This is a genomic window from Arthrobacter alpinus (genome assembly GCF_001445575.1).
GTDB classification, from domain to species: Bacteria; Actinomycetota; Actinomycetes; order Actinomycetales; family Micrococcaceae; genus Specibacter; species Specibacter alpinus_C.
The window spans coordinates 2,378,388-2,395,576 of record NZ_CP013200.1 but is presented as its reverse complement, the minus strand read 5'-3'; the positions used below and the strand labels follow the sequence as shown (position 1 = coordinate 2,395,576).

The 17,189-nt window shown below is 61.7% G+C and carries 14 protein-coding genes; 1 reads left to right on the top strand and 13 read right to left on the bottom strand.

Translation table 11 applies throughout. The features are described 5' to 3' along the window. Nucleotides 1–46: 46 nt before the first annotated feature. The 13 genes from AS189_RS10525 to pyrR form a co-directional block, all read right to left on the bottom strand. Nucleotides 47–2,269 carry a primosomal protein N' gene (locus AS189_RS10525; protein WP_062288467.1) on the bottom strand — a complete coding sequence of 741 codons (2,223 nt, stop codon included), beginning with the start codon at nt 2,267–2,269 and terminating at the stop codon, nt 47–49. A gap of 179 nt (nt 2,270–2,448) precedes the next feature. Further along, a complete protein-coding gene (gene metK, locus AS189_RS10520; protein ID WP_062288465.1) occupies nt 2,449–3,651 on the bottom strand; it encodes a methionine adenosyltransferase in 1,203 nt (400 codons plus the stop codon). Between the two features lie 82 nt (nt 3,652–3,733). Further along, a complete protein-coding gene (locus tag AS189_RS10515; RefSeq protein WP_062293416.1) occupies nt 3,734–5,182 on the bottom strand; it encodes a bifunctional phosphopantothenoylcysteine decarboxylase/phosphopantothenate synthase in 1,449 nt (482 codons plus the stop codon). 31 nt (nt 5,183–5,213) lie between these two features. Further along, complete coding sequence (gene rpoZ / locus AS189_RS10510) at nt 5,214–5,471, bottom strand: DNA-directed RNA polymerase subunit omega (protein WP_044575390.1); 258 nt, start codon at nt 5,469–5,471, stop codon at nt 5,214–5,216. 74 nt (nt 5,472–5,545) lie between these two features. Further along, entirely contained in the window at nt 5,546–6,187 is a 642-nt protein-coding gene (gene gmk, locus AS189_RS10505; RefSeq protein ID WP_082634222.1) for a guanylate kinase, read from the bottom strand. Then, entirely contained in the window at nt 6,184–6,504 is a 321-nt protein-coding gene (mihF, locus tag AS189_RS20735; RefSeq protein ID WP_062288463.1) for an integration host factor, actinobacterial type, read from the bottom strand. The genes gmk and mihF overlap by 4 nt, the downstream gene beginning before the upstream one ends. Nucleotides 6,505–6,647: 143 nt before the next feature. Continuing rightward, on the bottom strand, nt 6,648–7,523 hold the full coding sequence (gene pyrF / locus AS189_RS10495) for an orotidine-5'-phosphate decarboxylase (RefSeq protein ID WP_062288461.1): 876 nt from the start codon (nt 7,521–7,523) through the stop codon (nt 6,648–6,650). Then, the gene (gene carB / locus AS189_RS10490; protein ID WP_062288458.1) at nt 7,516–10,824 is read right to left on the bottom strand and encodes a carbamoyl-phosphate synthase large subunit; all 3,309 of its coding nucleotides are present in this window, start codon (nt 10,822–10,824) and stop codon (nt 7,516–7,518) included. The genes pyrF and carB overlap by 8 nt, the downstream gene beginning before the upstream one ends. After that, on the bottom strand, nt 10,824–12,005 hold the full coding sequence (carA, locus tag AS189_RS10485) for a glutamine-hydrolyzing carbamoyl-phosphate synthase small subunit (protein ID WP_062288455.1): 1,182 nt from the start codon (nt 12,003–12,005) through the stop codon (nt 10,824–10,826). The genes carB and carA overlap by 1 nt, the downstream gene beginning before the upstream one ends. A 2-nt stretch (nt 12,006–12,007) precedes the next feature. Next, entirely contained in the window at nt 12,008–12,550 is a 543-nt protein-coding gene (locus tag AS189_RS10480) for a hypothetical protein (RefSeq protein WP_337589170.1), read from the bottom strand. Next, nucleotides 12,547–13,875: a dihydroorotase gene (locus tag AS189_RS10475; RefSeq protein WP_062288452.1), complete on the bottom strand. Its 1,329-nt coding sequence runs from the start codon at nt 13,873–13,875 to the stop codon at nt 12,547–12,549. The genes AS189_RS10480 and AS189_RS10475 overlap by 4 nt, the downstream gene beginning before the upstream one ends. After that, a complete protein-coding gene (locus tag AS189_RS10470; RefSeq protein ID WP_062288450.1) occupies nt 13,872–14,894 on the bottom strand; it encodes an aspartate carbamoyltransferase catalytic subunit in 1,023 nt (340 codons plus the stop codon). Before AS189_RS10470 ends, AS189_RS10475 begins: the two co-directional genes overlap by 4 nt. Further along, nucleotides 14,891–15,502 (bottom strand): bifunctional pyr operon transcriptional regulator/uracil phosphoribosyltransferase PyrR, encoded by a 612-nt coding sequence (gene pyrR, locus AS189_RS10465; RefSeq protein WP_062288447.1) that lies wholly within the window; start codon nt 15,500–15,502, stop codon nt 14,891–14,893. Before pyrR ends, AS189_RS10470 begins: the two co-directional genes overlap by 4 nt. 196 nt (nt 15,503–15,698) lie before the next feature. Here pyrR and AS189_RS10460 point away from each other — a divergent pair, with 196 nt between their 5' ends. Further along, nucleotides 15,699–17,087 (top strand): PrsW family intramembrane metalloprotease, encoded by a 1,389-nt coding sequence (locus AS189_RS10460; RefSeq protein ID WP_062288444.1) that lies wholly within the window; start codon nt 15,699–15,701, stop codon nt 17,085–17,087. The last annotated feature ends 102 nt before the right edge of the window (nt 17,088–17,189 follow it).

Below are 17,189 nucleotides of genomic sequence, written 5' to 3'. Positions count from 1 at the left end.
AATAAGTGTGGTATGAAAGTGCTTAGAGCAGGTGTTGCGTGGTGTTTTAGAGAACGTCCAAACCATCGCATCGCACCTGGACGGGCGAGCCCATCCTGCGGGCAGCGTTGGACGCTTTCAACGCCCGCATACTGGCCGTGACGGTCGCCGCCATGGAGTACGGAAAGAGCAAGATGGTCCGGTAATCGGGGGCATCCTCAGCATCGGCACCACCAGCGCTCGAAGCACTCAGGTGCGCGGCCGCAACGGGCGCGGGTCCGATGCGGCGCACAGCATCCGGCAACTTCAATGCAGCCACAAAAGCCTCCACATCGCTTTCTTGCCCCGTCAACGAGGCCAGCCTCATGGCCGGCGGCAACCCGAGTTGATGACGCAGCGCGAACTCTCGTTCTGCGTGCCCAGCGGGATCCCAGCGCACCAGCGCAGCCACTTCAGGAGACTCATCTGCGGTGACAACCACGATTCCGCCGTCCTTGGCGGAGCGGACCAGGGCGGCCGCGTTCATCCACCGACGCAGCGTTTCCTCGCCCGCACGCAACGACTCCCGCCGAAGCATGGAATCACCATCGAGTAACAGCGCAGCCGCGTAGCCGTGTGGAGCCACCGGCTCGGCCCCAATGGTGGCCACCACAATGGCCGGTTTATCCGGAACCATAGTTTTAATGTTGTCCCCAGAGGAGGAAATAACAGGCACCGATGGGAATGCCCGGCCCAGCTCCTCGGCAGTGCGCAAGGCACCTACCGAGATAGCCCGCAGCTGATTGAACCCGCAGGTGTTGCAGCTGAAAGCGTTCTCGGGCTGCCCACACCACTTGCAGGTCACCGCGACGGAGGCTGAACCAGCTGCACGGCTCTGCATGAGCGGGCCGGTGCAGTGCTGGCAACGGGCCACTTCACGGCAGCGCTGACAGGCAAGTGCCGGCGCATATCCGGTCCGGGCCACCTGAACCAGCACCGGCCCAAACTTCAGAGCCGCTTTAGCCGTCTCCCAAGCCCGGTGAGGTAGACGCGCCATGGCCGCCGCAGGATCGCGCTCTTGCTCGAAGGAGTCTGAGGTGCTGATGACCCTGGCCGTGGCCTTACGAACCTCAGGGCGGGCGGCGACAAGGTCCTGCGCCCAGCCAGTCGCAACGAGACGTTGCGACTCGCTACTTCTGCTGTGCCCGGCCATCAAGACCGCAGCATCTTCAATACCTGAGCGAAGTAGGAGTACATCGCGGCTGTGCTGGTAAGGGGCGCGGCGTTCAACGTGGAGCTCATCGCCGTCATCCCAACAACAAACCAGGCCCAGATCCGCCACTGGTGCATAGGCAGCCGAGCGCGTGCCAATCACAATCTTTACGTCACCTGACAGGACGCGGAGGAAGTTGGCATAGCGGAGACTAGGACCGTCGTCGGCCGTTAGCTTGACGAAACTGCCCTCTGGTAGCACCTGGGCGAAGGCGTGGTCCAACAGTTCAAGGTCCCGCAGGTCCGGTACCACCACGATGGCTCCCCGACCCGAGAGCTGACAATAGGCCACCACCTGAGCAAGCTGCCGGTGCCACGACACGGGGCCGAATCCGTGCAGGGTCCCTAAAACGGCCTTGGGGGAATCCCCCATGGCAAGCCGGGTCAGGAAGTCCTCTGCATGCGGGTAATCACCGAACAGAGAATGACCCGGCTTGGCAGCAGCAGGTGGCTCTAGGAGAGGTTCCAGATGGGGATCGTGAGCCACGGCTCCCCCGATTCGGCTAGCCCCAGAGTCTGCGCCAGCCCCTGCGGCCACTGTCAAAGCAGCATCAGCCGCCCGTTCGGCAGCCTTCTTCAGGTACACCTTCTCCAGGCTGGCCACCCGGGGAGGAACGGCAACACGAAGCACATCTGCAACCGTGCCGCAGTAACGGGCCGCCACCTGATGTGCCAGTTCCAGCACCTGCGGAGCCAGCACGGGAACAGCGGAATACACGCGGCTGAGCGGAACTAAGCGCTCGCTCTCGGATACTGCCACGCGAGCCACGAGGAAACCATTGAGGTCTTGGCCGGAGAATTTAACGCGCACCCGCACGCCCGGCTGCGCCTCGGCGTCGAGCTCTAAGGGAACGGAGTAGTCAAAGATCCGGTCAAGGTGCGGTAGTGGAGAGTCAATGACAACGTGTGCCACGGGCAGAACAGGGGCCAGCACCACGCCGCTATGCGGATCAGCCACGCGCTCCTTGGCCACAAAGCCACTGAGCAGGCTCAGCTGCACGCCCTCGCCTGGGCCATCATGGTGAGCTGAATCAGCCATGGCATCCTCCTGCGATTGGTGCGGCAAACCCGCCTGGCTAAACCGCAAGGGCTCACCCGAGTGGGTTTACCCCTGGGGGCTTGAAAGTTCGGCCGGAAAATTCGGCCTAAAACAAGCTAAGCACAGGCCACTGACAAAGTAGTCGGCGGGCTGTGCTCAGCTGTGGATAACAGAAACGATTAGGCGTTGAAGTAGGCCTTCAAAGCATCGACGCGATCGAGGTTTTCCCAGGTGAAATCGGGGTCGTCGCGGCCGAAGTGACCGTGGGCGGCCGTCTTGGCGTAGATGGGACGCTTGAGGTCAAGGCTGTCGATGATGGCCATGGGGCGCAGATCAAAGATGGCCGCAATGGCATCCTCGATGCGGCGCGGATCCACGGTTTCGGTGCCGAAGGTCTCAACGTAGACACCCACCGGGCGGGCCACGCCAATGGCATAACCGACCTGGATTTCCGCGCGTGAGGCCAGTCCTGCAGCCACCACATTCTTGGCAACCCAGCGCATGGCGTAGGCGGCCGAACGGTCAACCTTTGACGGGTCCTTGCCGGAGAATGCGCCGCCACCGTGACGGGCCATTCCGCCATAGGTGTCAACGATGATCTTGCGACCGGTCAAACCGGCATCGCCCACAGGACCGCCCACCACGAACGGGCCGGCCGGGTTCAGGTACGTCTTCAGGCCGGAAACATCCAGACCGGAGGCTTCCATGACCGGAGCAATAACAAATTCAGCCAGATCGGCGCGCAGCTTATCCAGCATGGTGCCTTCGGCGTGCTGACTGGAGATGACAACGGTGTCTACAGAGACGGGCTTTTCGCCGTCATACCCGATGGTCACCTGAGTCTTGCCATCCGGGCGCAGGTATTCCAGCAAACCGGACTTGCGCACATCGGTGAGGCGCTCGGAGAGCCGGTGTGCCAAGAAGATCGGAGTGGGCATATAGGAGGCGGTCTCATTGCTGGCGTAGCCGAACATGAGGCCCTGATCGCCGGCACCCTGGGAGTCGTACTTGTCCACGGCGGTGCCTTCGCGGACCTCCAGAGCGTTGAAAACGCCGTCGGAGATGTCCTGCGATTGCTGACCGATCGAGACGGACACGCCGCAGCGGGCGCCGTCGAAGCCGTTGGCTGAGGAATCGTAGCCAATGTCCAAGATGGTGTTGCGGACAATGGCCGGGATTTCCACATAGGCGTTGGTGGTCACCTCGCCAGCCACATGGACCAGGCCGGTGGTGGCCATGGTCTCAACGGCGACGCGGGAGTCCGGGTCTTCGGCCAGTAGCGCGTCAAGAATGGCGTCGCTGATCTGGTCGCAAATTTTATCGGGGTGGCCTGCCGTCACGGATTCGGACGTAAATAGGCGCAGGGGGTTCACTGAAGTCACTGTTCTACTTTACTTTGGGATAGCGCGCCACCCATTGCTGTGAGACACGGTTTGTCATACATATTGTGTTGCTGGTGCGCTTTTAGCTTCGCCCGAGCCGTTGTGCAATGACACGCACGACGGCGTCTGCCACCTCACGCTTGCTGCCCCCGGACTGCACGGGGGTGGCACCGTCAAGAGCCAAAATCTCCACGTGGTTGGTGTCCTGACCGAAGACCCGCTCGCTGCCGGAATCTCCCGGCCCAACTTCGTTGACAACCAGCAAATCGCAGCCCTTGCGGCGCAGTTTCGCCTCAGCGTAGCTGCGCGCATCGGCTTCATCGTCACCTGTTTCTGCGGCGAATCCAACGATGAGCTGTTGTTGGTTCTGCGCGGATCTGTGGGCCACGAGTTCAACCAAAATATCCGGGTTGCGGACCAAAGTGATGACGGGGTCCTCGACGTTGTCACGCTTTTTGATCTTGCCGGAGGAGACGTTCGCGGGGCGGAAGTCCGCCACGGCAGCGGCCATGATGACCACGTCGGCAGAAGCCGCCGCGGCCAGCGTTGCCTTCCGCAATTCAAGCGCCGTCTCAATCGGTTGCAGCTTGGCACCCGCGGGAGGGGCCACTTCCAAATGCGCGTGGATCAAGGTGACGGTAGCGCCTGCGGCCAAGGCTGCTTGCGCCAGAGCCACACCCTGCTTGCCCGAAGACTTATTGCCCAGGAAACGTACGGGATCCAAAGGTTCGCGTGTTCCACCGGCAGTGATCAGGACATGCATTCCGGAAAGCAGGCCATCTGGAACAGGAACGAGGACCGGACCAGGGAGAAAATGCTCAGCTTCACTGGCAGTGATGCCATCGTCGGAAGACTCAGAATCAGTAGATGAGGCAGCGGATGCCTCAACCAGAGTCCCGGTCCCCGACTGATCTTCAGCGCTAGGTACGGTTTCAGCGGATCCCGAAGACCCGGCGTCGTTCTGTGCCTTAGGACTTTGCTGAGCCGAAGAAACTGCCGGGGTGTCGCCGTCAAGCAACGCCATGGCGGCGGCAAAAATCGCTTCCGGCTCGGGCAGCCGGCCAGGACCGGAGTCCACGCCGGTCAGGCGCCCAACGGCAGGGTCCAAAACGTGCACGCCACGAGAGCGCAGCGAGGCAACATTGGCTTGCGTTGAAGCATGCGCCCACATCTCTGTATGCATGGCCGGGGCAAAAAGCACCGGGCCGCGGGCCATCAGCAACGTGGTGGTCAACAGATCGTTGGCGTGTCCACCAGCGGCCTTCGCCAAAAGATCGGCGGTGGCCGGGGCCACCACGATCAAATCGGCCTCATGGCCGATCCTCACGTGGTTGACCTGATCCACGGCGTCAAAAACATTGTTGGTGGCGGGTCGCCCGCTCAGAGCCTCCCAGGTGGCAACACCCACAAAATTCGTGGATGCGTCGGTGGGAATGACTGTGACCTGGTGGCCGGCCTCGGTAAAGAGGCGCAGCAGCAAGGCCGCCTTGTAGGCGGCGATGCCGCCGCCTACGCCCAGGACAATGTTCAAGGTAGACACAGTGGGTTTGATCGAGCTGCCGTTACGCGGTCTCGACGGGGGTGGAAACCAACAGGCCCTCGTCGATTTCACGGAAAGCGATGGAGAGGGACTTCTCGTTCAGCTTGGTGTCTACCAGCGGGCCGACGTACTCGAACAGGCCCTCGTGGAGCTGAGCGTAGTAAGCGTTGATCTGGCGTGCGCGCTTGGCACCAAAGATGACCAGTCCGTACTTCGAATCGGCAGCTTCAAGCAGCGAATCGATCGAGGGATTGATGATGCCTTCGGGTTGTGTAGTCAATTACTTCTCCAAAAAATCGAAAGGGTGTCTTGCAGATCCAACAATGTAGACGTTTAACGGCCCACGTTGCTGGCTCAAGCAGTGTGGTGAGGGGTGAGCCCCATCAGTTCAACAAGCGCGGCTGCAGCCCGGCTGACATCGTCATTGACAATGACGTAATCAAATTCCGGGGCGGCAGCAAGTTCCAGTTTAGCGGTTTCCAAGCGGCGGTGCTGTTCCTCGGCCGTTTCTGTGCCGCGTCCCACCAATCGGCGGACCAATTCGTCCCAATTGGGAGGGCCCAGGAACACAAAATCAGCCTCAGGCATGGCTTCTTTGACCTGGCGTGCGCCCTGCAAATCAATTTCCAACAGCACCGATTTTCCATCGGCCACAGCAGCCTGGACGGTGCTGCGCAAGGTGCCGTAGCGGTTGACGCCGTGAACAACCGCCCACTCGAGGAGTTCGCCGTCGGCCACGAGGGAATCAAATTCCTCCGCTGATCGGAAGAAGTAGTGCACGCCTTCTTCTTCGCCCGGACGGGCCGGACGGGTGGTGGCTGAAACGGACAGCCACACATCCGGGTAGTTGTCCCGGATGAACGTTGAGACAGTGCCCTTGCCGACGGCGGTGGGCCCGGCCAGAACCGTCACACCGCTGCGCGGCTTGGTGCGGACGGTACTTTCAGACGGCACAGCTGGGACGGCTGGCACGGCTGGCACGGAAACGTCGCTCATGACTTTTTCCCAAGGTAGCTAATCAAGGCTCGGCGTTGGTGCACGCCCAAGCCACGCACCCTGCGCGTTGGGGCTATCCCCAGCTCGCTCATGATCACAGTTGCACGTACCTTTCCAATGCCCGGAAGGGCTTCCAATAAATCGCTAACTCTAAGTCTGTCCAAGGCAGGCTCGGCCGCGGCCGCATCAAGCACGTCTGCCACACTGGCCTGCCCTGTTTTTAAATCTAGTTTTATCTGGGACCTGACCGCCCGGGCTGCAATGGCCTTAATCCGCGCTTCTGCGCGCTGTTCATGCGAGAGGTGCGGCAAGTTCACGAAAAAGCTCCCTGATGACGGATATCCCCGGCGCGGATGGCGAAACAGTAATAGTTCCGAACTTATCCGCACCGGGGATGCAAATCAATCCGCTGGCGCACTTGACGCAGCCTGAGCGGGAGTTACAGCTTGGCGTGCCGGTGTTACTTTAGCCCGGCCAGCGTTTGTGTGGTAGCTGCCCGCAGCGCCGCAATATCCGGCCCGGCCGCGAGGATACCCCTGCTGGAAGTGCCCAGTACGACAGGATAGGCAGCCCCGAAGGTGAGCTGCATGTCCGCCCCCGTGGCACCTTGCGCACCAAGGCCCGGAGCCAGAATGGGCCCGTGCAGCGCGGCCAGATCAATGCCCAGCTCACTCAGAGCACTACCCACGGTGGCGCCAACAACCAGTCCAACCGAACCCAAAGCCTGTTCGGCATAACGGCGATTCTCCTGCGCGGCCGCTTCGACAATGCGCTTGGCCACCGACTCGCTTCCGCCTACATGCTGAACAGAAGCGCCCTCAGGGTTGGACGTCAATGCGAGAACAAACACACCCCGACCATTGGCTGCCGCAAGATCCAGCGCCGGGCGCAGCGACTCAAAACCCAGGTACGGGCTCAAGGTCACAGAATCGGCAGCAAGAGCAGATCCATCGCGCAGCCAAGCATCGGCATAGCCGGCCATGGTGGAGCCAATGTCTCCGCGCTTGGCATCAGCAATGGTCAGCACATCGGCCTCGAGCGCGGCCGCCAACAGTTCTTCAAGAACTGCGAGGCCGGCAGAACCGTGGCGCTCATAGAGTGCCACCTGCGGCTTGATGGCCGCAGCGAGAGGGGCAACAGCTTCCAGAACTGTCGCAGAAAACGTGCGCAGGCCCTGCACAGAATCAGCCAGGCCCCAGGCCGCCAGCAGTCCCGGGTGCGGGTCGATACCCACACACAGCGGACCACGGGCAGCCATCGCACCGGCTAGTCGGGCACCGAAAGGTGCCCTCCCGCCGTCGTGCTTCACAGCACTGCTGTTGACATTGTTAGGCATTCTGAGCTGCCTGACCTGCTGCCAAAACCTTGGCGTGTTCCTGCAGGCTGGTGACGTCCCACTCGTAGGTGCGCAGTGCTTCCATGGCCTGGACAGCCACGTTGAACTCGGCCACCGTGGTGATGCACGGCTTGCCAATGGAGACGGCAGCCGCACGGATTTCGTAGCCGTCACCGCGTGCCTGGCCACCGCTGGGGGTGTTGAAGATCATGGCGATCTCACCGTTGTTGATCAAGTCAACAATGGTGCCTTCACCCGTTTCCGAGGTGCCTTCACCAATCTTGCGCACGATGGTGGACTCGATGCCGTTGCGGCGCAGGACGTCCGCGGTGCCTCCGGTGGAGACGATCTCGTAGCCCAGATCAGCAAGGCGCTTGACGGCCATGATGATGGAGCGCTTGTCACGGTTGGCCACCGAGACGAAGATCTTGCCTTCGATCGGCAAGGCGCCGTTGGCGGCCGCCTGGCTCTTGGCAAAGGCAGTGTCGAAGTGCTTGTCGATGCCCATGACTTCGCCGGTGGAGCGCATTTCCGGGCCCAGCAGGGAGTCAACAACGTGACCCTCCGGGGTGCGGAAACGGTTGAACGGCATAACAGCTTCCTTGACAGCAACCGGGGCGGAGTCCGGCAGGGTGCCGCCGTCGCCAATTTCCGGCAGGATGTGGTGGACGCTGCGCAAGTGAGCGATGGACACGCCAACACCAATCAGCGCGGCGGCCTTGGCCATCTGCACACCGGTTGCCTTGGAAACGAACGGGACGGTGCGTGAGGCACGCGGGTTGGCCTCAAGAACGTAGAGGATGTCAGCGGCCAGCGCGAACTGAATGTTGATCAGGCCGCGGACACCCACACCTTCGGCGATGGCGCGGGTTGCCTTCCGGACCCGCTCCTGCACGTCCTTGCCCAAGGTGATGGGAGGCAGCACACAGGCGGAGTCACCGGAGTGAATGCCGGCCTCTTCAATGTGCTCCATGATGCCGCCAAGGTACATGTCCTTGCCGTCGAAGAGTGCGTCGACGTCAATTTCAATGGCATCTTCCAAGAACCGGTCAATCAAGACCGGGTGGGCCTCGGTGATTTCAGTGGCGTTCTTGATGTAGCGGGACAGGTTGGCCTCGTCGTAGACGATCTCCATGCCGCGGCCACCCAAAACGTAGGACGGGCGGACCAGCACGGGGTAGCCAATTTCATCGGCGATCTTCTTGGCGTCATTGAAGGACACGGCCGTGCCGTTCTTCGGCGCAATCAAACCGGCATTGTCCAGCACACGCGAGAACATGCCGCGGTGCTCGGCCAAATCGATGGCTTCCGGGGAGGTACCCAAGATGGGCACACCGGCGTCGGCCAGTTCTTGAGCAAGCTTCAGCGGAGTCTGGCCGCCCAGTTGGACGAACACGCCCAAAACGCCGCCGGTGCGCTCTTCCGCGGCAATGACCTCCAGCACGTCTTCCAGCGTCAACGGCTCAAAGTACAAGCGGGTGGAGACGTCGTAATCTGTGGAGACGGTTTCCGGGTTGCAGTTGACCATGACGGTCTCGTAGCCGGCCTTGCGCAGTGCCATGGAAGCGTGCACGCAGGAGTAATCAAACTCGATGCCCTGACCAATACGGTTCGGGCCCGAGCCGAGAATGATGACTGACGGCTTTTCGTGCAGCGCAATCTCGTCCTCTTCGTCGTAGGAAGAGTAGTGGTACGGGGTGTAGGCGTTGAACTCGGCCGCACAGGTATCAACCGTCTTGTACACGGGGCGGATGCTCAGGGCCTGGCGCACACCGCGGACAACAGCCTCGGAGTTGTTGGTCAAGGCACCGATTTGGGCGTCGGAGAAGCCGTGGCGCTTGGCCAGCTTGAGCATTTCCGGCGTCAGGGCGGTGGACTTGCGGATGGTTGCCGCCACCTCGTTGAGCAGCACCAGCTGATCCAGGTACCAGGGGTCAATGCCGGTGGCTGCGTACAATTCTTCGATGGTACCGCCGCCAAGCAGGGCGCGCTGGACCTGGGCGAGGCGATCGGTGGTGGGGCGCTTGGCGGCCTCGATCAGATCGGGGACATCCAAAGCATTGACCGAGGAGAAGTCCAGGCTGGCGCCCTTTTGCTCCAAGGAACGCAAGGCCTTTTGCAGGGCCTCGGTGAAGTTACGACCAATGGCCATCGCCTCGCCAACACTCTTCATGGTGGTGGTCAGCGTGGGGTCCGCTGCCGGGAACTTCTCAAACGCGAAGCGCGGAACCTTGACAACCACGTAGTCCAGGCTGGGCTCAAAGGAGGCCGGCGTCTTCTGCGTGATGTCGTTCGGGATCTCATCCAGGGTGTAGCCAAGGGACAGCTTCGTGGCGATCTTGGCAATGGCGAAGCCGGTTGCCTTCGACGCCAATGCCGAGGACCGTGACACGCGCGGGTTCATCTCAATGACGACGACGCGGCCGGTGTCGGGCTCAATAGCGAACTGGATGTTGCAACCACCGGTGTCAACGCCAACCTCGCGGATGACGGCGATCGAGATGTCACGCAGGTTCTGGTATTCACGGTCCGTCAGCGTCATGGCCGGGGCCACCGTGATGGAGTCACCCGTGTGAACACCTACCGGGTCAAAGTTTTCGATGGAGCAAACAACCACGACATTGTCGTTCTTGTCGCGCATCATCTCCAGCTCGTATTCCTTCCAGCCGAGGATGCTCTCTTCAAGCAGAACCTCGGTGGTGGGGCTGTACTGCAGGCCCTGGCCCACAATGCGCTCCAGGTCCGACGGCGTGTACGCGAGGCCGGAGCCCAGCCCACCCATGGTGAATGAGGGGCGCACAACCATGGGGTAACCCAGGTCTTCGGCGGCGACGTACGCCTCTTCCATGGTGTGGATGATGTGACTGCGTGCTGATTCAGCACCGCAACGCTCAACGACGCCCTTGAACTTTTCGCGGTCCTCGCCGAGCTCGATGGCTGCGATGTTCGCACCGATCAGCTCGACGTTGTACTTGGCCAGCACACCGTTCTTGTCCAACGCGATGGCGGCGTTCAACGCGGTCTGGCCACCCAGTGTGGGCAAGATGGCGTCGGGACGTTCCTTGGCGATGATCTTCTCGATGACCTCCGGGGTGATCGGCTCAACGTAGGTGGCGTCGGCGAACTCGGGATCGGTCATGATGGTGGCCGGGTTGGAGTTGACCAGGATGACCCGCAGGCCCTCCTCCTTCAGAACACGCAGCGCCTGGGTGCCGGAGTAATCAAACTCGGCAGCCTGGCCAATCACGATCGGGCCGGAGCCAATGACCAAGACTGATTTGAGATCTTCCCTCTTTGGCATTACTTGTTTTCCTGGCTCTGTGCGGTCTTGCTGGCGGTCATAAGAGTGATGAACCTGTCGAACAGGTAGGCGGCGTCATGCGGACCCGCCGCGGCTTCCGGGTGGTACTGCACCGAGAAGGCGGGGATGTCCAGGCAGGAGAGCCCTTCAACAACCTGATCGTTGAGGCTGATGTGGCTGACCTCAACGCGGCCGAAGCGCTCTTCGGGGGCCTGCGTGGGTCCATCCAGCGGGGCATCAACGGCGAAGCCGTGGTTCTGGCTGGTGATTTCCACCTTGCCGGTGCTGCGGTCCATGACGGGCTGGTTGATGCCGCGGTGGCCGTAACGCAGCTTGTAGGTGCCGTAACCCAGGGCACGGCCCAGGATCTGGTTGCCGAAGCAGATACCGAAGTACGGCACGCCGGCGTCCAGGAAGCTGCGGACGAAAGTAACCTGGCGGTCGGCCGTGGCGGGGTCGCCGGGGCCGTTGGAGATGAAAACACCATCGGGGTTCAGCGCGGAGGCTTCTTCGAAGGTGGTGGCTGCCGGCAACACGTGCACACGCACGCCGCGCTCGGCGAAGCGGGTGGGCGTCATGGCCTTGATACCCAGATCCAGGGCTGCGATGGTGAACAGCGGCTCACCCTCCCACCCGTGGGCGGAAGGTTCGACGACGTATGCTTCCTTGACGCTGACCTCTTCAGCCAGGCGCAAGCCTGCCATGGACGGCTGCGCCAAAACCTGAGCTAGCAGCTCAGCTTCGGGAGCAGATGCGTCGGCGCCGGAGAAGATCCCGGCCTTCATGGCGCCACGCTCGCGCAGGTGGCGGGTGATGGCACGGGTGTCCACACCCTGGATGCCCACGATCCCCTGGGTGGTGAGCTCGTCGTCGAGCGTTCCCTCGCTGCGCCAGTTTGACGGGCGGCGGGCGGCGTCACGAACAACGTAACCGGCGGCCCAGATCCGAGTGGATTCATTATCAGCCTTGTTCACACCGGTGTTACCGATGTGCGGTGCCGTCTGAACGATCAGCTGACGGGCGTATGAAGGATCCGTCAAGGTTTCCTGGTAACCGGTCATGCCGGTGGTGAAGACTGCCTCGCCCAGGGCCGTGCCCTGCGCTCCGTAGCTGGTGCCACGGAAAGTGCGGCCGTCTTCCAAGACCAAAAGTGCCTGTGCAGGCATAGTTGCATCACTCATTCTCAATTGTTCTTTCCGTTGCTATGTGTGTCGCTGTCATTAGGCGGCAATGCCTGCGATCCCTGCAGTTCCTGCAATGCGAGTATTAATGGACGCTTGGCGCCTGCCTCGGTGGTCCGGAATCCGGTATCCACCGCAGCGTCTGCTAGTTGCCAGCTGATAACAACCAGCCCATCCTTCTCTACAAATTTACCGGCCATTCCGGCTTTGGTATCCACTTCGGTGAGCGCGTCTTGGGCGATGAAGAGGTTTTGGCCACCTTTTCGCTCAATCACCACACCCTCAGGGTGCACATGGACCACAGCCGGGGTGCGGATCCCCAGGCTTTGGACGGCCACTCGATCAAGCCAATCGCCGGCCGAGGTGGTGACCACGTATTGGCCCGGAACGCTGATGATGGCCTCACCCAGATCATCCGGCACTTCTGGCAAGTGTGCCAGCGTGCCTTGACGCTTGAGCTTGTTCCGCCATCCCCAGGCCATCAGCCCGAAGATGATCAGCATGGGTACGCCCGCGGAGATGACGATGAGGACTTCCTTGCTCACTGCTGCGTCACCGCCCGGTAAGGGGTGTTCAGCTTGCCATCCAAAACAGTGGGGTGGCCGTGGAAGAACGTGGCAACAACCTTGCCGGGCAGGACCAGACCGGCAAACGGTGAGTTGCGGCCCTTGGTAGCCATGGCATACGGGTCAACGTTCCAGCGCGCGGCAGGGTCAACCAGCACAATATTTGCCGGCTCCCCTACTTCCAGCGGACGGCCCTGATCAGCCACTTGGCCAATCTGGGCCGGGGTGGTGGAGGTGACGCGAGCAAAGTCAGCCCACGTCATCAAGCCGGTTTCAATCATGGTTTCCTGCACTACCGACAGGGCCGTTTCCAGTCCTGTCATGCCCATAGCCGCAGCAGCCCATTCACATTCCTTGGCTTCGCTGGGGTGCGGGGCGTGATCGGTGCCCACAATGTCAATGGTGCCGTCGGCAAGAGCCGCACGCAGGGCGTGGACATCAGCGTCGGCGCGCAAGGGCGGGTTGACCTTGTAGACCGGGTTGTAGCTGCGAACCAGTTCTTCAGTCAGCAGCAAGTGGTGCGGAGTGACCTCGGCCGTGACGGAAATGCCGCGTTCCTTGGCCCAGCGGATGATCTCCACGGAACCGGCTGTGGACACGTGGCAGACGTGCAGGCGTGAGCCCACATGCTGGGCCAGCAGGACGTCACGGGCAATAATGGACTCTTCGGCCACGGCCGGCCAGCCGGTCAGGCCAAGATCTGCCGAGACCACGCCTTCGTTCATCTGGGCGCCTTCGGTGAGGCGAGGTTCCTGCGCGTGCTGGGCGATCACGCCGTCGAATGCCTTGACGTATTCCAGGGCGCGGCGCATCAGGACTGGGTCACTGACGCAGATGCCATCATCGGAGAATACCCGGACGCGGGCACGGGAATCTGCCATGGCGCCAAGCTCAGCCAGCTGGGTGCCGGCCAAGCCTACTGTCACGGCACCAACGGGGCGTACATCAACCCAGCCGGACTCGCGCCCCAGAGTGTGAACCTGCTCCACCACTCCGGCGGTATCGGCCACCGGTGAGCTGTTGGCCATGGCATGGACGGCGGTGAAGCCACCCAAGGCGGCGGCACGAGTACCGGTTTCAACGGTTTCGGCATCTTCGCGGCCGGGCTCGCGCAAGTGGGTGTGCAGGTCAACCATGCCGGGCAGGGCTACCAGCGCACTGGCATCGATCACGGTGGCATCGCCCACCACATCGGCGGTGAGGTTCTCCCCCACGGCGGCAATAACGCCATCGCGCACCAAAATGTCCGCGGTCTCTTCGCCCAACAAAGACGCTGAACGAATCAAGTAACTTACGGAAGTCATGAAGGGTCCTTTACTGAAGGCAGAGTTGAGGGGACGGCGATTTTAGCGGGTGTTTCGCGCATTTCCCCGGAAAGCAGGAGGTACAAGGCAGCCATGCGCACCGAGACACCGTTGCGGACCTGAGCCAGCACGGTGGAACGGGGCGAATCGGCGGCGGCGGAGGAAATCTCCAGGCCGCGGTTCATGGGGCCGGGGTGCATGATGATGGTGTCCTTGAGGTTCAGGGCATCCAGTTTGGCGAGACGGGCGTCGTCGAACCCCCATCGGCGGGCGTATTCACGCGTGGAAGGGAAGAACGACGCGTTCATGCGCTCGGCCTGCACACGCAGCATCATGACGGCGTCAACACCCTTTTCCAGGGCGGCATCGAGATCGTAGCTGACCTCGCAAGGCCAATGTTCGACGCCGACCGGCAGCAAGGTGGGCGGCGCCACCAAGGTCACGTGGGCACCAAGGGTACGCAACAGCCAGACGTTGGATCGGGCCACGCGCGAGTGCAGCACGTCTCCGACGATCAGCACGCGCATGCCGGCTAGATCGGCTCCCACCGAGGCCTTGCCCTGAATCTTTGACCAGTGGGCGCGCATGGTGAAGGCGTCCAGCAGTGCTTGCGTGGGGTGGGCGTGGGTGCCGTCGCCAGCGTTGATGACGGCAGCGTCAATCCAGCCGGAGTTGGCCAACTGCGCGGGGGCACCGGAGGCCCAGTGCCTGATGACCACGGCGTCGGCGCTCATGGCTTCAAGGGTCTGGGCGGTGTCTTTGAGGGATTCGCCCTTGGATACCGAGGAGCCTTTGGCACTGAAGTTGATGACATCTGCGGAGAGGCGCTTGGCGGCAGCCTCGAAGGAGATGCGCGTACGGGTGGAGTCTTCGAAGAAGAGGTTCACCACGGTGCGTCCGCGAAGGGCCGGGAGCTTCTTGATTTCACGTTGGCCCACGGCACTCATTTCCTGGGCGGTGTCCAGGATTGCAATAGTATTTTCGAGGCTCAGCTGCTCTGTAGACAGGAGGTGCTTCATGCGCCAACCTCAATCACAACTTCATCGTTAGCAGCAATGCCGCCGTCAATTTCAACGAGGTGTACACGCACTTTTTCGCTCGAGGAGGTGGGCAGGTTCTTGCCGACGTGGTCTGCCCGGATGGGTAGTTCACGGTGTCCGCGGTCAACCAGAACGGCAAGGCGCACAGCGCGGGGACGGCCCAGGTCCACCAAGGCATCCAGGGCGGCCCGGATGGTTCGTCCGGAATACAACACATCATCGACCAGCACAATGGTTTTCCCATCGATGCCTGAGACGGGCAGTTGAGTGCGTTGGGGAGCTCGGGTGGGCTGGTGGGCCAGATCGTCACGGAACATGGTGACATCGAGTTGGCCAACAATAGCGGCTGGATCCACGGTGGGATCGGTGGCGGCCAATTTGGCGGCCAGACGCTGAGCCAGCGGGAAGCCGCGGCGCGGAATGCCAAGGAGCAGCAGGTCCGACAAGCCTTTGTTGGCTTCTAAGATTTCATAGGCGATACGAGTCAGCGCCCGTTCTATGTCCGCGGCACTTAGTACTACACGGGACACAGTTACAGGAGCAGAGCTTTGCTCATTACCCTGCGATGATGCAGAGGAAGTAGTCATTCTCGCGTCCCCTTTCCCCGCCTCACAGGACGGAATTAAAAGGTTGATTGCGTACACCTCAAACTACCACAGCAGCCGCATCCTCCCGGGCCTGAGTGCGGGAGCGGCCGGCCGGTGACTGGCCGGGCAGGACCGGTAAGAGGCTGTTGCGCGCGGCATCTTTGAGCGGGCAAGCTATGGCCCTACGCTTGAGAGCATGAGCGAACCCGGCCACTGGCAAAACCCCGCTGCAGGCGCACCGCAGCAGCAACCGTACTATGCCCAAGCACCCCTGCCCCAGGTCGCGGCCCCGCGGACTGCCTTGGACTACGCGCCGGACTATTGGGCGCACCCAGCCCCCGGCCCGGCGAAAATAAAAACCCGCGGAACGGCCGTGAAGGTGACCAACATCATCTTGCTCTGTGTCCTTGCGTTGGTAACACTGGTGACCTTGGCGTTCTTCGCCGTTTCCATTGGTGCCAACGTCTTTTTGATCTGTGGGGCGATGGCCCTGATTCCGCTGGCCATTTGCATCGCCACGTTGATGTGGATTGACCGGTGGGAACCGGAACCCAAGACGGCGTTGATCCTCGGCTTTTGTTGGGGCGCCGGGATGGCTGTCATCACCACACTGGTGATTGGCAGCTGGGTACAGCCTCTGCTCATGACCACGAACCCCACGGCCGACGCCGACATGGTGGGTGCGGTTATCCAGGCACCACTCGTGGAGGAACTGTGCAAGGGAGCAGGAGTGCTGCTGCTGTTCTTCCTGCGCCGGCGCACCTTTGATGGACCCATTGACGGTGTGGTGTATGCGGGCATGATCGCCGCAGGTTTCGCCTTCACGGAAAACATCCTCTACTTTGGCCAGGCACTATCCGAGTCCGACGGTGCTGTGGGCGGGCTGGTGGGCATCTTCATCATGCGCGGGCTGATGTCCCCCTTTGCCCATGTCATGTTCACCGCAACCCTGGGTGTCTGCGTTGGCTATGCGGCCCGCAACGGTGGCACGCTGATGGTCTTGGGCGCCTGGGTAGTGGGCCTGGTTCCCGCCATGCTGCTGCACGGACTGTGGAATGGAACTGCGTTTCTGGGCGGAAACTTCTTCGTGGCCTATGTGGTGCTGCAGGTCCCCCTGTTCATCCTGAGCATTGTCGGCATCATCTTGCTGCGTCGTTCCGAAGCGAAACTGACCAGAAAGCGCCTTTCCGACTACGTCCCGTCCGGCTGGTTCACCCAGCAGGAGGTGCCGATGCTCGCTACGGGTTCGGGCCGCCGTCGTGCCTTGACATGGTCCAAAACCTTTGCCGCCGGACCCATCATGAAGGAATTCATCCGCTTGGCCACGCGGTTGGCCTTCACCAGGCAACGACTCCTGGTCGATGCCCGAGGCAGAGCTGGGAGCACCGCAGCCAACCGGTTCAGTGCCGGCCAAGAGTTGGAGATGGCGCTGTTGAACAAGATCACAGGCGTCCGAACAGAGCTGCTGGGCCGCCATTCGCACGCCGTGTGGCAGGCGCAGAACGTACAAGCTCAACAGCTTCAGGCGCAACAGCTGCATGCTCAACAGTTGCAGGCGCAGAACAACTGGCACCAGCCCCGCTAACGCCGCAGCTGGGTGAGGGGCCGGCCCCTCCCGGAATAGCCCCTCCCCGAAAAGCTGGGTTAAGCACAATGACCCGCAGCTCGGGCTCGGGTACATCGCATA

Excerpts from the sequence above, each read along its gene's own strand:
- AS189_RS10525 (WP_062288467.1), bottom strand. The coding sequence starts at position 2,269 with ATGGCTGATTCAGCTCACCATGATGGCCCAGGCGAGGGCGTGCAGCTG.
- gmk (WP_082634222.1), bottom strand. The coding sequence starts at position 6,187 with ATGAGCGACGTTTCCGTGCCAGCCGTGCCAGCCGTCCCAGCTGTGCCG.
- pyrF (WP_062288461.1), bottom strand. The coding sequence starts at position 7,523 with ATGCCTAACAATGTCAACAGCAGTGCTGTGAAGCACGACGGCGGGAGG.
- carB (WP_062288458.1), bottom strand. The coding sequence starts at position 10,824 with ATGCCAAAGAGGGAAGATCTCAAATCAGTCTTGGTCATTGGCTCCGGC.
- carA (WP_062288455.1), bottom strand. The coding sequence starts at position 12,005 with ATGAGTGATGCAACTATGCCTGCACAGGCACTTTTGGTCTTGGAAGAC.
- AS189_RS10475 (WP_062288452.1), bottom strand. The coding sequence starts at position 13,875 with ATGACTTCCGTAAGTTACTTGATTCGTTCAGCGTCTTTGTTGGGCGAA.
- AS189_RS10470 (WP_062288450.1), bottom strand. The coding sequence starts at position 14,894 with ATGAAGCACCTCCTGTCTACAGAGCAGCTGAGCCTCGAAAATACTATT.
- pyrR (WP_062288447.1), bottom strand. The coding sequence starts at position 15,502 with ATGACTACTTCCTCTGCATCATCGCAGGGTAATGAGCAAAGCTCTGCT.
- AS189_RS10460 (WP_062288444.1), top strand. The coding sequence starts at position 15,699 with ATGAGCGAACCCGGCCACTGGCAAAACCCCGCTGCAGGCGCACCGCAG.